Here is a 15,999-nt window from a genome sequence, read left to right as displayed (position 1 = left end):
CTTAATTAATGAACATCAAATAAATATTGGTCAAGTCCTCGACCTATTAGTATCGATAAGCTAAATACATTGCTGCACTTACACCTTCGACCTATCAACCAGATAGTCTTTCTGGGGTCTTACCCTTGCGGTGGGAAATCTTATCTTGAAGTTGGCTTCGCGCTTAGATGCTTTCAGCGCTTATCCATTCCGTACATAGCTACCCAGCCATGCCCTTGGCAGGACAACTGGTACACCAGAGGTACGTCCATCCCGGTCCTCTCGTACTAAGGACAGGTCTTCTCAAATTTCCTACGCCTGCGACGGATAGGGACCGAACTGTCTCACGACGTTCTGAACCCAGCTCGCGTACCACTTTAATGGGCGAACAGCCCAACCCTTGGGACCTACTACAGCCCCAGGATGTGATGAGCCGACATCGAGGTGCCAAACCTCCCCGTCGATGTGGACTCTTGGGGGAGATAAGCCTGTTATCCCCAGGGTAGCTTTTATCCGTTGAGCGATGGCCCTTCCACGCAGAACCACCGGATCACTAAGTCCGATTTTCATCCTTGCTCGACCTGTATGTCTTGCAATCAAGCTCTCTTTTGCCTTTACACTCTACGTACGATTTCCGACCGTACTGAGAGAACCTTTGAGCGCCTCCGTTACCTTTTGGGAGGCGACCGCCCCAGTCAAACTGCCCACCTGACAGTGTCCCAAGACCAGATTCATGGCCTATGGTTAGAGTCCCAGTACTACAAGGGTGGTATCCCAAGGATGGCTCCGCCAAAACTGGCGTCCTGGTTTCAAAGCCTCCCACCTATCCTGTACATGTAGTACCAAGACCCAATGTCAAGCTACAGTAAAGCTCCATGGGGTCTTTCCGTCCTGTCGCAGGTATCCGGCATCTTCACCGGAATTACAATTTCACCGAGTCTGTTGTTGAGACAGTGCCCAAATCGTTACGCCTTTCGTGCGGGTCGGAACTTACCCGACAAGGAATTTCGCTACCTTAGGACCGTTATAGTTACGGCCGCCGTTTACTGGGGCTTAAGTTCACTGCTTCGATTGCTCTAACAGATCCCCTTAACCTTCCAGCACCGGGCAGGCGTCAGCTCCTATACATCGTCTTGCGACTTAGCAGAAACCTATGTTTTTGGTAAACAGTCGCTTGGGCCTATTCTCTGCGGCCACCGGATGGTGGCACCCCTTATCCCTAAGTTACGGGGTCATTTTGCCGAGTTCCTTAACAACAGTTCTCTCGCTGGCCTTAGGATACTCTCCTCACCCACCTGTGTCGGTTTGCGGTACGGGTACCTTTAACCTCGATAGAGACTTTTCTTGACAGTGTGAAATCAGCTACTTCGCTACTAAATTTCGCTCCCCATCACATCCCAGCATTATCAAAGCGGATTTACCTACTCTGACTGCCTCAATGCTTGGGCACACATAACCAACAGTGTGCTTAGCTTATCCTACTGTGTCATCCCATCTCTCAAACGGTTATCGGTAGTACAGGAATATCAACCTGTTGTCCATCACCTACGCCTTTCGGCCTCAGCTTAGGTCCCGACTAACCCAGGGCGGACGAACCTTCCCCTGGAAACCTTGGGTTTACGGCCTGTGGGATTCTCACCCACATCTCGCTACTCATGCCAACATTCTCACTCCCATACTGTCCACATGTCCTTACGGTCATGCTTCAACCCGTATGGGAAGCTCCCCTACCCATCATAATGATGCCGTAGCTTCGGTAGTAAGTTTTAGCCCCGGAAATCTTCGGCGCAGGATCACTCGACCAGTGAGCTATTACGCACTCTTTGAATGAGTGGCTGCTTCTAAGCCAACATCCTGGTTGTCTGTGCAATCCCACATCCTTTACCACTTAACTTACATTTAGGGACCTTAGCTGACGATCTGGGCTGTTGCCCTTTCGACTATGAATCTTATCACCCACAGTCTGACTCCCAAGTATAAGATGACGGCATTCGGAGTTTGATAGTCTTCGGTAGGTGCAATACCCCCTAGGACATTCAGTGCTCTACCTCCGTATCTCTCACCTTGAGGCTAGCCCTAAAGCTATTTCGGGGAGAACCAGCTATCTCCGGGCTCGATTGGAATTTCACCGCTACCCACAAGTCATCCCCGAGCTTTTCAACGCTCGTGGGTTCGGACCTCCACGAAATTTTACTTTCGCTTCATCCTGCTCATGGGTAGGTCGCCCGGTTTCGGGTCTACGTCAAGTAACTGAACGCTCAGTTAAAACTCGCTTTCGCTACGGCTCCACACCTTAAGTGCTTAACCTTGCTACTTAACGTAACTCGTTGGCCCGTTCTACAAAAAGTACGCGGTCACACAAGAAATGTGCTTCCACAGCTTGTAAGTGCAGGGTTTCAGGTTCTATTTCACTCCCCTCCCGGGGTTCTTTTCACCTTTCCCTCACGGTACTATACGCTATCGGTCACTAGGTAGTATTTAGCCTTGGAGGGTGGTCCCTCCTGCTTCCCACAGGGTTTCACGTGTCCCGTGGTACTCTGGATCATATCTGAAGTCTTCTCGTTTAACATACAGGACTATTACCTTCTGTGGTGGGTCTTTCCAAACCTCTTCAATTACGATACCTCTTCGTTATGATATGTCCGCAACCCCAATAAAGAAAACTTTATTGGTTTGGGCTAATCCGCGTTCGCTCGCCGCTACTTACGGAATCGAATTTCTTTCTCTTCCTTCAGGTACTTAGATGTTTCAGTTCCCTGAGTTCCCCTCATTAAGCTATGTATTCACTTAATGATACTTAGACATTACTCTAAGTGAGTTTCCTCATTCGGAAATCTTCGGATCAAAGTTTACGTGCAACTCCCCGAAGCTTATCGCAGCTTATCACGTCCTTCATCGGCTCCTAGTGCCAAGGCATCCGCCCTGCACCCTTAATAACTTGACCAGTTAAAAAGGTTTGATAGATTAAAGTCTATCAACTTGATAATTTTAAAAAGTTATCAGCTTTATATATTACAAATTAGATGTCATATCACTAAAAATATATATGCAGTTTTCAAAGTGCTAACGCACAGCGTCAACGAACAACCTTCGTATACACTCAGATTATTCCGTTACTTAAAGTGCTAACGCACAGCGCCAACGAATAAATTCCGTTGCTTAAAGTGCTAACAATGAGTATTCGTAAAAACGAACCCTCAAAATTAAACAGTAGGTAATTCTCCTTAGAAAGGAGGTGATCCAGCCGCACCTTCCGATACGGCTACCTTGTTACGACTTCACCCCAGTTATTGATTCCACCTTCGACGACTTCTTCCAAAAGGTTAGATAATCGGCTTCGGGCGTCTCCAACTCCCGTGGTGTGACGGGCGGTGTGTACAAGACCCGGGAACGCATTCACCGCAGCATTCTGATCTGCGATTACTAGTAACTCCAGCTTCATGTAGGCGAGTTTCAGCCTACAATCCGAACTGAGAGTAGCTTTAAGGGATTAGCTCCACCTTACGGCTTGGCAACCCTCTGTACTACCCATTGTAGCACGTGTGTAGCCCTAAGCATAAGGGGCATGATGATTTGACGTCATCCCCACCTTCCTCCAGGTTATCCCTGGCAGTCTCTCTAGAGTGCCCAACTTAATGATGGCAACTAAAGACAAGGGTTGCGCTCGTTGCGGGACTTAACCCAACATCTCACGACACGAGCTGACGACAACCATGCACCACCTGTCACCAATGTCCCCGAAGGGAACTCTCCGATTAAGGAGATGTCATTGGGATGTCAAGCTTAGGTAAGGTTCTTCGCGTTGCTTCGAATTAAACCACATGCTCCGCTACTTGTGCGGGTCCCCGTCAATTCCTTTGAGTTTCACTCTTGCGAGCGTACTTCCCAGGCGGAGTACTTAATGCGTTAGCTGCGGCACCGAAGGGGGTAACCCCCGACACCTAGTACTCATCGTTTACAGCGTGGACTACCAGGGTATCTAATCCTGTTTGCTCCCCACGCTTTCGTGCCTCAGCGTCAGTTACAGTCCAGAGAGCCGCCTTCGCAACTGGTGTTCCTCCTAATATCTACGCATTTCACCGCTACACTAGGAATTCCACTCTCCTCTCCTGCACTCAAGTCTCCCAGTTTCAAGAGCTTACTACGGTTGAGCCGTAGCCTTTCACTCCTGACTTGAAAGACCGCCTACGCACCCTTTACGCCCAGTAAATCCGGATAACGCTAGCCCCCTACGTATTACCGCGGCTGCTGGCACGTAGTTAGCCGGGGCTTCCTCCTCAAGTACCGTCATTATCTTCCTTGAGGACAGAGTTTTACGACCCGAAGGCCTTCATCACTCACGCGGCGTTGCTGCATCAGGCTTTCGCCCATTGTGCAATATTCCCCACTGCTGCCTCCCGTAGGAGTTTGGACCGTGTCTCAGTTCCAATGTGGCCGATCACCCTCTCAGGTCGGCTACTGATCGTCGCCTTGGTAAGCCGTTACCTTACCAACTAACTAATCAGACGCGGGTCCATCCTGTACTGGCTGACCTTTGATATTCAAGAGATGCCTCTCAAATATATTATCCCGTATTAGCATACCTTTCGGTATGTTATCCGTGTGTACAGGGTAGGTTACCCACGCGTTACTCACCCGTCCGCCGCTCTTTACCTAAGTAAATCGCTCAACTTGCATGTGTTAGGCACGCCGCCAGCGTTCATCCTGAGCCAGGATCAAACTCTCAAATAAAAGTTTATCAGGCTCAGATACTATTGTTATCAAAATATCTGGCTTTATGGTTTGTTTCTTGTTTATAAATTAACCTACTGTTTAATTTTCAAAGTTCATTTTGTTCTCTTTCGAGTACAGTAATAATAATATCACCTTTTAAATAACAAGTCAATACATTTTTTTAGTTTTTTTTACAATTTTTCTATTCTTTTGTAGAAAATAATCTTTTCTTGCTATATCTTCATATAAAATTAACAATTATTTTGTCTCCACTTTATTGTCTATTAGTTGTAAATTATAACTTCTAATAACTTCTATTAATAGTTCTGAATATATGCGATTTCCTTTTTTATCTTCTGCTGTACTATATCCTGCATTTTCTAATGCCTGAGCTTGACTAATATAATCTTTCGCCTCAAACAATCCATGTTTTCTATATCTTTTATTATTGACCAAAAACAAACTATGGTCTTTGACCGAATCCTGTAGTGAATTATACGACCTAAAACTCGCTACAACTTTTTCATTATAATGCTCTGAAGTTGAAATTTCCACGCTTTTTCCTTTCCATGCTTTATCTGCTTTTATACCAAATAAATTATTACTCTGTTTTGTAAGTTTAGAATTTCCCCATCCAGACTCTAATATAGCTTGTCCAATTGTTATAGATGGTAATATTCCATAATCAATATATTCTCTTATAGCCGAGTCTTCTAATTTCTTTATAAATTTAATTTTTTCATCACTACTATTTAATTGTTTATCTCCAAGATATGTGTACTCTAAATCCTTCATATATTTTCTTGCTCTACTTTTTTGGGAAGAGTCAAATCTCAATTCACTTAATACCTTATTAAACTTTTTTACCTTATACACTTTTTCTCCCTTATCATTTTTATCTTCACCTATAAACTTTTCCCCTATATCCAATGTATCTTTCTTTTTTATATTGCTTAAATCTTCATCATGAATTACCATATCTATAGCAAGTAAGGCCTTCCAACTTAATTGGACTTTTCCATCCCCTGCTTCATCAGCTACATCCATATAGTATTCAATTTTAGTACTTTTTAAATCTCTTACTTTGTATAATTCTTCAAAATATTTTGTTATATTAAAAATAGCAACTATACTTGCTACTATGAATACAGTAATAAAAACCTTTTTAAATAAAAGCTTTACTCTCTTTACACTTTTACTTTTACCTAAATTTTTTATTAATTTTCTAGCCATATTATTCCCCCTTAAAAATTGTATTCCTTATATTATCATAAATGTTAATATCAAGTGGTTAACATTTTAATTTCTATCTAATATAAATTTCAAATTAAACAGACAAAACTTAATTTAAATATTTAGAGTTAAATTTTTTCATTATTATATCTACTATATATTTACTTACTCTTCCATCCCCATATGGATTAGATGCTTTACTCATCTGAACATAATTGACTTTATTTATCAATAAATTACTCACTGAATTATATATTCTTTTTTCATTAGTACCTACTAATTTAAGCGTCTTTGCTTCAATCCCTTCTGTTCTTTCTGTTTTATCACGCAACACAAGAACTGGTTTACCTAACGACGGAGCTTCTTCCTGTATTCCCCCACTATCAGTCATTATCATATAAGATTTATTTAAAAAATTATGAAAATCAACTACTTCTAAAGGTTCTATAATATGAATTCTTTTAGGAGATTTCCCAAATACTTCATCAGCTATTAAAGGAGCTACTTTGATAGCTTCAGGTCTAGTCCCAAATACAGTCATAACCTTGACATCATTCATTTATATCTCTCCTATTAATTTTTTTATTAGCTTAATTGCTTTCTCTTTACTATTATTATCTATTGACATAATATCAGAATTAATGGCATCTACATTTATAATTATAGGTACATTTACTGTATTCAATCCTAATTTATCTATATCCTTCATAACTTGATTTATTTCATAATCTACAGATAAATTGGCCGATTTAATCTTACCCTTATATTGATTATCTATTAGACTTCTATCTTTTAACTCAATACTTATAAAGTAAATTATAAATATAAAAATTAAAACCATTACTGAGATTAAAATATTTCTTTTTAATTTAAATTCGTTTATATATTTCTTCAAATTATATACCTCTTTTAAAATAATAAATTTATCACATTATCTTCTTTTGTACTTTTTTATATATAACATTGACAATATTATAGCTACAATTATAGTAATAAAAGAAATCATTAAAAATACTTTGGTTGTCTTATTTATACTGATATTCCAGTTTGAATCTTTCACTTCTTTCTTAGCTCTTACATTATAAGCTAAATCTTCTACCTCTCCATATTCATCAATTGTCAATGTATCTCCTTTTAAATCATTAGCTTTACTTTTATTCAACAAATAATCCATTCCCAAATATAAGTTTTTTTCATTTATTGAACTAATTACCATGATATTTTTTTGATTATTATAAGGTGATTTTATCAATTGAATCGCAGAAATATTTTTTCCATAATCATCAATAAAGCTTATTTTATCATTTGGTAAAAAGTTAGAGTAATTTTTATTGAACTTTATATTTAAATTATTATTTAACTTCTTTATAACAGAGCTATTATGTGGCACTCCAAAAACTATAATATTGGTATCCTCATACTTGTCATTAAACTCTTTTCCTCTAATTACATTTATCTTTCCATTATGTGAATTTATATTTGCACCTAAATTAGCACCTAGTCTAGACATCCAAGTCATAGCTTGTGAACCTGAATAGTCTGGCATTATCACAGTTAAATCATTAAACTCATCATCTCTAACAAATGGATATGGATAACTTTCAAAAGACAAAGATTCATTTTCTTTTACTGTAACTAAAGATTTTTCAAAGTCTAAATTGTCAGAATATCTTAAATTCAAGACAATCTTTGAACCATTATCTAGTACCTTACCCTTTGGTATTTTGATATCGAATAAAGCTTGTTGATTAAATTCTCCTTCCAACAAAAAATCCGAATATCCCAAGTCCTTTAATGTTAAATGACCTAAATTTAGTTCTTGTTCCCCATTGATTTTTATATTGGTGTCTTTGTTTACAAGTATTGATGATGATAGAACTTGATTAGAAAGTCTCTTTTCTATTAATAAATTTGATGCCTTTATTAAATCTTCTTCATTACTACCAATTACCAACATCATCTTCTTCTTATTATTGTATGGTGAATCTACCTGCTTGATTAGACAGTTTGAAGATAATAGAGTTTGTTCCTTTGTACTTAAAATATCCAAGATTTCTTCTGCTGTATTTTCAGGTTTACCAATATATATAATATTATCATCTGACCAATTTTTCATTTCTGAATATAATTTAACATCTAACTTTAAACTATCATTTTTTGTTATTTTTCCAAATTCTGAGGCTAAATTGAATACAGCTGTAGACTCTCCTCTAGTCATATTATCTGGTACTACCATAGTTGTATCTAATTTAAGATTATTTTCAATTTCTGCATATGGATATGGATATTCATTTATTGAAACAGTTAAACTTGAAACATCTCCATTTAATATTTGACTCTTGCTAAAATTAAGATGTAATAAAACTTCTTCAATATCCCAATTTTTATTTACCTCAAAAAAAGTACTATTACTTCCTATAACGCCATCAATAGTGATGTCTCTTTCAAATTTATAATTTTTAACTTTAGTCTCATCAGCCTTTACTTCGTCTATAAGTAATACATTTGAAAAAAACAATACTAAAGATATAATTGATATAATAAATTTTTTCATGTTAATTCCTCCTGTACATGAATCAAAATCTTTCTGTTTTATACCATTTAACTTCTCTTTTAAAATTATATCTTTTATATACTCTATCATTCCTTTTATAGCTACAAGCAACCAAAATTGGGAGTATGTAAAATACATAAATTACCCATTATAATTGAAGATATTGGTATTGCTATTATTCACATATATGATATAAATTCAACATCCATATTGTGAGTAATATTGTTATATAAAATATAGTATGTATACATAAATATAATTATTGAACTTGTTATCAATCCCACTACTGAATTTGATAAATAAGTTAACATTATTATGAAAAAAATTATTGTTAACATTATAAACACATTCAATTTATTTTCTGTCCTAATCGATAGTATTACTATTCCAACAATTAAAAATATAAAAATAAGCAAAGTCAATATTAATAAATCTATTTTTTTATTTATCCTATTCATTTTTTATAAATTTACACCTCCAATTATTCTATTAAATTGCCCATTTTTTCTAATTATTATTAAAGTCATTATACAAATAAGTTTTTCACTTATCAAAAAACTAGTTAAATTACTTATGACTATAATTTAATAAAAAATAGTGTCTCAAAGCGAATTTTTTAGCTCATGAATCACTCTTTTTTCTATGAAATCAAATATATTTTCATCATTCCAACAATACAAAAGAGGCTTATCTCAATTTTAGTATAATCCCCTTATAGTAGACATTTAAATAAAAGGCTATTATAATAGGTCTAAAAAGCGTATACTCTAAGGGGGTTTTTCTATGTCTAAAAAACACAAAAAATATAGCAAAGAACTTAAACTAAAAGCTGTAAACTTATATATAAAAGAAGGATACTCATCATACAAAATTGCTGAGATGCTGAATATAAGAAGCAAAACACAAGTTCAAAACTGGGTAAAAGATTATAAAAATAAAGGTAAAACTGCATTTAATGATGAAACTAGGGGCAGATTTAAAAATATTAGTCTAGAAAATGATAATAGAAAATTTAAATCTGTTGAAGAAGAATTGAAGTACTTACGCATGGAGAATGAATTCTTAAAAAAGTTAAGTACCCTATTGGACAAGTCAAAGTAAGCGATAAATTTAAAACAATTAAACTTATGTCTAGGAAGTATAGTATTTCTAGTATGTGTAAGTTGATAGGTGTGTCAAGAAGCGGTTACTATAAATGGCTAAGTTATTCTAAAAAAACTTCCGATAGGGGTATCAAAGATAGAATTATTAAGGATTATATAATTGAAATACATAAAAAATATAGAGGAACTTACGGTAGAAAAAGAATTTGTACTTATATAAATAAAATACTTGATACCCCTATTAATCATAAGAGAGTATATAGGTTGATGAAAGAACTAGGTATTAAATCTATTATTAGAAAGAAAGTATATAGACGTAAGTTTAAATCATATGAGATATATGATAATATATTAAATCGTGAATTTAGAGCTAATCAACCATTAGAAAAAATTTGTATGGATATAACATACATACCTATCGGTAAAAAATTCTTATATATGAATGTAGCCAAAGATTTATTTAATGGTGAAATAGTGGCATATGAGATAAGTACAAAAATGGATACTAAATTAGTTAATAATACAGTAAATCAACTAATAAATATGAATTTAGCTAAAGATTGTATTTTACATACAGATCAAGGTTCACAATATACAAGTAGATCTTACTCTAAAAGGCTTAAGGATAATGGTATTATACAATCAATGTCCCGAAGGGGCAACTGCTGGGATAATGCTCCCATAGAAAGTTTTTTCAGTCATTTTAAATCTGAATTAATATATTTAATTGATACTACAGATCCAAAGAAAATGATTAGTCTAATAAATGATTATATTTATTTTTATAATAATGAAAGAATACAATTAAAAAACGGAATGAGTCCGATTGAATATCGAACTCATTGTGCGTAAAGATAGCCTTTTTTAAGTCTGTCTACTTGACAGGGACATATCCAATTTTGAGACAGCCTCTTTATAGTTGTTATTATAAAAATAGTAATCAATTAAACTTATTGGACTTCAAATTGTTATGAAAATAGACTCAAAATAAAGATACAGCTAAACAAAAAATAAAACTGTTCAATAATTAGAAAATCAATTTCTAAAAAAGAACAGTTTTATTAAGTAAACTTACTTAAATCAACAAGACCCTATTTTGATTTTAGCTCTATCCAAGCCTTGTCATACAATTTTATATTTTGACCAATATCTTCAAAAGTTTCACATTTATTAAGTACTTCTTTAGATGGATATGCAACAGAATTCTCAGTTATTTCTGGGTCTAATAATTTTAGTGCTCCTGTATTGGGTGTTGAATATCCAATGTACTCAGCATTTACTTTTGCATTCTCTGGATCTAATAAAAAGTTTATAAACAGCTCAGCTTCTTTCTTATTTTGTGCTGTTGTCGGTACACACATAGCATCTACCCATTTATTAGTACCTTCTTTAGGTATAACATAATCAAGGTCAGGATTTTGCTCCATTAATGTAACTGCATCTCCAGAATACAGCATACCCATTGCCACTTCTCCACCAAGCAATCTGTCTTTACCTTCATCATTTACATATGCTAATACCAAGTCTTTTTGCTTCATTAAAAGATTTTTCGCTTCATTTATTTCTTTTGGATTTACACTATTCATACTGTATCCTAATTTTTTAAGAGTTATTCCTATAGTATCTCTAACAGAGTCAAACACCATTATATTGCCCTTATACTTTGGATTCCAAAGCATATTCCAGCTATCTATAGACTCTTTAACTTCTTTTTTATTATACAATATTCCAAGAGTTCCCCACATATATGCAACACTATATTCATTAGTTTCATCGTATATAGGATTTAAAAAACTCTTATCTAAATACTTCATGTTAGGTATATTTTTAAAATCTAATTTTTCCAAAAGACCTTCATTTTTCATCTTCTCTACCATATAATCTGAAGGAAAGACTAAATCGTAGTGTGTACTACCACTTTTTACTTTTTGATACATCATTTCATTAGTATCATAAGTTGAATATTGAACATCTATTCCTGTTTCTTTTTCAAACTTATCTATAAGAGATTCATCTATATAATCTCCAACATTATATACATTTAAAACTTTTGTAGAATCAGTTGCTTTATTACATCCTGTAAATAAAGTAACTGTCATCATACCTACAGTTACAAGGGATATTACTTTTTTAAATTTAATCATTATTTAGTCCCCCTTACTATAGATTCTTTCTTATTAGCCAGTAAAAGTAACCCTAAAACTACTGCAAACATTATTGTTGATAATGCATTTATTTCAGGTTTTATACCTCTTCTAGCCATTCCGTAGATTTCTATAGAAAGATTGCTTACACCATTTCCAGCATTAAAGAAACTTATTATAAAGTCATCTATTGACATAGTAAATGCAATTAAAAATCCAGAAACTATACCTGGCTTTATTTGTGGTAAAATTACTTTTCTAAGAGCATATATAGGTGTTGCACCTAAGTCCATAGCTGCATCTTCTATATTATCAGGTAATTGCTTCATTTTTGGTAAAACTGAAAGTATAACATATGGCAAACAAAACATTATATGTGCCAATAGCATTGTTGTAAATCCAAATTCCATTTTTACAAACACAAATAGACTCATAAGAGCTACTGCTGTAACTATCTCTGTATTTAAAATAGGAAGATAGTTTACGTTTAGTATTATTTTTTTACTCTTACCTCTCATCTTATGTATTCCTATGGCACTTATAGTTCCTACTATTGTAGATATTACAGATGCTAATATAGCTATTACAATAGTGTAATATAAAGCACTCATTATACTCTCATTTTGAAGTAATTGACCATACCACTTCCATGTAAATCCATTCCATCTTGCCATTGATTTTGAATCATTGAAAGAAAATAGTACCAAGGCAAATATGGGTGCATACAAAAATAAGAATACTAATGCTAAATATATATTAGAAGTTATTTTCTTTAATTTTAAAATAGTAACCCACCGCCTTCTTTGTCAGATTCATCTCCAAATTTTGACATTATAGACATAGATATTAATATTACTATCATCATAAATATCGATATAGCTGAGCCAAAGTTCCAATCTCCAACTACTGTAAATTGTTGTTCAATCAAATCTCCAACTAGCATTATTTTACCTCCACCTAACAGCCTTGATATTGCAAAAGTAGTGACTGCTGGCATAAATACCATAGTTATTCCAGACATTACACCTGGCAAACTCAAAGGAAATATAATTTTTCTAAACACTGTCATATTATTTGCACCCAAGTCATGAGCAGCATTTATCAAATCATTATCCATCTTTGATAGTGCAGTGTATATTGGAAGTACCATAAATGGTAAAAAGTTATATACCATACCTAAAAGTATAGCAACGTTAGTATATAAAATTGCCAATGGTTGTATTCCAAACCAACCTAAAAATGTATTTAAAAGTCCATTTTTTCCTAATATAGCAACCCATGCATATGTTCTTAAAAGAAAGTTCATCCACATAGGAAGAATAAATAATAATATTAACGAACCTCTTCTACTTACATGAGCTTTTGAAATTATATATGCCACTGGATAACCAACTACAAGGCATATCAATGTCGCTCCTCCTGCTAAAAGAATAGAACGCCCAAAAACTTTAATATATATAGGGTCGATTACTTCTTTATAATTCTCAAGTGTAAAGGCATAACCTCCACCTGATTCTTTTGTAAAACTGAAAAATACTACTAGTATTAAAGGGATTATTACAAATATCGCACTCCAAATTACATATGGATATGCTAAGAAAGATTTTCTTTTCATCTTAGTTATTCTCTTTTCTCATTATATGGATGTCTTCTGGATATATGTCCATGCCTAGTTCTGTTCCAACCTCAGCATTTTTAGTATTATGAAGTATCCACAATCTTCCATTTTCATTCAACTCTATCTCGTAATGCACTCCTTTAAACACTGTAGATGTAACTTTCCCCTTTAACATTCCTTCTTCTGGCTTTACCATTTTTATATCTTCTGGTCTTATTACTACTTCTATATTTTCGTTTTTTTCAAAGCCTTTATCAACACACTCAAAATCTCTATTACAGAAATTAACTTTATAATCTTCTATCATAATTCCATCAAATATATTACTTTCACCTATAAACTTAGCTACAAATGAATTTTTAGGTTCATTGTATATATCTTGAGGTGTTCCCATTTGTTGAATTTTGCCCTTGTACATTACAACAATAGTATCTGACATAGTAAGAGCCTCTTCTTGGTCATGAGTTACAAACACAAATGTTATTCCTAATTTTTTTTGAATTCTCTTTAATTCTATTTGCATTTCTTGTCTTAACTTTAAATCAAGTGCTCCAAGTGGTTCATCTAGTAACAATACTTTCGGTTCATTAACTAAAGCTCTTGCTATTGCAATTCTCTGTTGCTGTCCTCCACTTAATGAATCAACTTGTCGTCTTTCGAAGCCTTCTAGTGCAACAAGTTTTAAAACCTCTTTTACTTTAGCATCTATTACATCTTTTGGAGTCTTTTTAATTTTTAGTCCAAAGGCTACATTTTCATACACATCCATATGTGGAAATAAAGCATATTTTTGAAATACTGTATTTACTTGTCTTTCATATGGTGGCAAATTGTTTATCTCTTTACCTTCAAATAAAACTTTACCATCATCAGCATACTCAAATCCTGCTATTATTTTTAATGTAGTAGTTTTTCCACATCCACTTGGTCCAAGTAAAGTTAAAAATTCATTTTTCTTTATATCTAAATTGAAATTATCTAAAACAGTAAGTTCCTCATAATGCTTAGATATATCCCTTAATTCTATTATATTTTCTACCAATTATTAAACACCTCTATTCTAAAATGATGGTGGCGTACTTACCCAAATCACTTTTGCTGTCGTTTTACCTTCGTTTGATATATAGTGATTTGCTCTTGGTCTAAAGTAAAAGCTTTCTCCCTTTTTTACCTTATTTTTCTTTTCGCCTATATGGACATATATCGAGCCTGCTAATACATATCCAAATTCTTCGCCTTCATGTGGCTTTTCTTCTTTATACTGTCCTCCTGGATACAATGTTATTATTATTGGCTCCATTTCATTTTTTTGTGAATTTGGAATTAACCACTTAAGTTTATATTTTAAATCTTCGTCTTCAGTTTCAAACATATCTTCTTTTGTAAAACTAATTCTTTCATCATCTATTTCATTAAAAAATTCCCTTAAATTTGTACCTAGTATTTCAAGTATATCTATAAGGGTAGCTATGGATGGTGATGTTAAGTTATTTTCTAATTGAGAAATAAATCCCTTTGACAGTTCACATCTATTGGCTAACTCCTCCTGGGTCAGTTGTTTTTCTGTTCTTAATCTTTTTATCTTTTCACCTATATCCATGTTGCACCTCCTAGTTTCTGTTTTATTTTACTAAACATTTTGTTTACTAAACATTGAGTTTAAAATTTCTAAACAACATAGGTAATTATATATAAAATTTGGATATAATACAAGAGTTTTTTTGACATTTTTTTATTTTTTTATTTAGAATAAATACAAGTATTTTAAAGGCTTTGGAAAATACACAGTTTAAAGGTGTTTATATTAATATTTATAAAGTTTAGTATCTCTAATTATAAATTAATTAATTCATTAAATACAGAATAAGGCTTCTATTACCTAAAAATATTGAACAAATAAAAAATTGCTAGAAATCTATATTTTATAGTACCTCTTATTGAGTTAAGTGATTTTTTATTGAGTTAAGTGATTTTCATAATTTATTATTTCCATTATCTCTATAACCTCCATAGCAAAAACTATAAAGAACTTTTAAATTGATGAATATTCCTCTGATAACAGAAAAAGAATGACTTTAAACTAGGCTTATGATAAAATATGGAAAATAGATAAATTAGAATTTTATGGGGGGAAATTTGTATGAATATAAAATTAAATAAATGGACTTTAAATGATAAGGAAAGCCTTATATCACTATGTAATTTAGTTGATAAAAAATATCTTTCAAATAGGATTCCATCCCCATATACAAAAGCTAGTGCTGACTGGTGGTTAAATATGGTACTTGAGCATGATGGAAAAGATGGAGTATTTCGTTCAATTACAGTTGACGAAAATATTGTAGGCAATATTTCTATTGAACAAAAATCAGATGTTTATGAAAAAGATGCAGAAATTGGTTATCTACTTCTTACAAGTAGTTGGTCAAATGGAATTATGACAGAAGCTGTAAAGAAAATATGTGACATTGCTTTTTTAGAATTAGATATTATTCGTATCACTGGATTGGTTTATGAGCCAAACATTGCTTCTAGAAGAGTTTTAGAAAAGAACAATTTTTCATTAGAAGGCATTATGAAAAAAGCAGTTGTTAAAAATGATAAAATTTATAACCTTTGTATTTATGGATTAACTAAATAAGTTTCAGTTCAGAA

Annotated in this window: 10 protein-coding genes, 2 rRNA genes and 2 pseudogenes; 3 read left to right on the top strand and 11 right to left on the bottom strand. The window is 33.6% G+C overall.

Annotation, left to right across the window (positions count from 1 at the left end; genetic code table 11):
- Positions 1 to 26: 26 nt before the first annotated feature.
- From JJC02_04965 to JJC02_04940, 6 genes and pseudogenes are all read right to left on the bottom strand, one after another.
- Positions 27 to 2,923 (bottom strand): 23S ribosomal RNA (locus tag JJC02_04965).
- Positions 2,924 to 3,207: 284 nt separating this feature from the next.
- A 16S ribosomal RNA gene (locus JJC02_04960) occupies positions 3,208 to 4,710 on the bottom strand.
- The 16S and 23S rRNA genes sit together here, the layout of an rRNA operon.
- Before the next feature lie 240 nt (positions 4,711 to 4,950).
- Positions 4,951 to 5,925, bottom strand: a complete 975-nt coding sequence (locus JJC02_04955) for a glucosaminidase domain-containing protein (GenBank protein UDN55531.1) — start codon at positions 5,923 to 5,925, stop codon at positions 4,951 to 4,953.
- Positions 5,926 to 6,034: 109 nt separating this feature from the next.
- Positions 6,035 to 6,418, bottom strand: a pseudogene (locus tag JJC02_04950) (UDP-N-acetylglucosamine 2-epimerase).
- A gap of 81 nt (positions 6,419 to 6,499) precedes the next feature.
- Positions 6,500 to 6,820 (bottom strand): annotated as a pseudogene (locus tag JJC02_04945) (hydrolase).
- 36 nt (positions 6,821 to 6,856) lie between these two features.
- The gene (locus JJC02_04940; protein UDN55530.1) at positions 6,857 to 8,479 is read right to left on the bottom strand and encodes a cellulose biosynthesis cyclic di-GMP-binding regulatory protein BcsB; all 1,623 of its coding nucleotides are present in this window, start codon (positions 8,477 to 8,479) and stop codon (positions 6,857 to 6,859) included.
- 783 nt (positions 8,480 to 9,262) lie between these two features.
- Between JJC02_04940 and JJC02_04935 the strand changes: the two genes are divergently transcribed.
- Together JJC02_04935 and JJC02_04930 are read left to right on the top strand one after the other, a co-directional pair.
- Positions 9,263 to 9,580, top strand: a complete 318-nt coding sequence (locus JJC02_04935; GenBank protein UDN55529.1) for a transposase — start codon at positions 9,263 to 9,265, stop codon at positions 9,578 to 9,580.
- Positions 9,538 to 10,434: an IS3 family transposase gene (locus JJC02_04930; protein UDN56378.1), complete on the top strand. Its 897-nt coding sequence runs from the start codon at positions 9,538 to 9,540 to the stop codon at positions 10,432 to 10,434. Before JJC02_04935 ends, JJC02_04930 begins: the two co-directional genes overlap by 43 nt.
- Before the next feature lie 239 nt (positions 10,435 to 10,673).
- On the opposite strand, the gene JJC02_04925 is transcribed toward JJC02_04930, so the two are convergent.
- The 5 genes from JJC02_04925 to JJC02_04905 form a co-directional block, all read right to left on the bottom strand.
- Positions 10,674 to 11,726: a spermidine/putrescine ABC transporter substrate-binding protein gene (locus tag JJC02_04925; GenBank protein UDN55528.1), complete on the bottom strand. Its 1,053-nt coding sequence runs from the start codon at positions 11,724 to 11,726 to the stop codon at positions 10,674 to 10,676.
- On the bottom strand, positions 11,726 to 12,400 hold the full coding sequence (locus tag JJC02_04920) for an ABC transporter permease (protein UDN55527.1): 675 nt from the start codon (positions 12,398 to 12,400) through the stop codon (positions 11,726 to 11,728). The genes JJC02_04925 and JJC02_04920 overlap by 1 nt, the downstream gene beginning before the upstream one ends.
- Before the next feature lie 104 nt (positions 12,401 to 12,504).
- Complete coding sequence (locus JJC02_04915; GenBank protein UDN55526.1) at positions 12,505 to 13,341, bottom strand: ABC transporter permease; 837 nt, start codon at positions 13,339 to 13,341, stop codon at positions 12,505 to 12,507.
- A 1-nt stretch (position 13,342) separates the two neighbouring features.
- Entirely contained in the window at positions 13,343 to 14,386 is a 1,044-nt protein-coding gene (locus JJC02_04910; GenBank protein ID UDN55525.1) for an ABC transporter ATP-binding protein, read from the bottom strand.
- Positions 14,387 to 14,404: 18 nt separating this feature from the next.
- Positions 14,405 to 14,944, bottom strand: coding sequence for a helix-turn-helix transcriptional regulator (locus tag JJC02_04905; protein UDN55524.1), 540 nt, complete (start codon positions 14,942 to 14,944; stop codon positions 14,405 to 14,407).
- Positions 14,945 to 15,484: 540 nt separating this feature from the next.
- Here JJC02_04905 and JJC02_04900 point away from each other — a divergent pair.
- Entirely contained in the window at positions 15,485 to 15,985 is a 501-nt protein-coding gene (locus tag JJC02_04900) for a GNAT family N-acetyltransferase (GenBank protein ID UDN55523.1), read from the top strand.
- Positions 15,986 to 15,999: the final 14 nt, after the last annotated feature.

Source organism: Clostridioides sp. ES-S-0054-01, from assembly GCA_021561035.1.
Taxonomy (GTDB): domain Bacteria; phylum Bacillota; class Clostridia; order Peptostreptococcales; family Peptostreptococcaceae; genus Clostridioides.
Note: the sequence above shows the minus strand (reverse complement) of the source record. Positions and strands in the feature narration are given on the sequence as shown.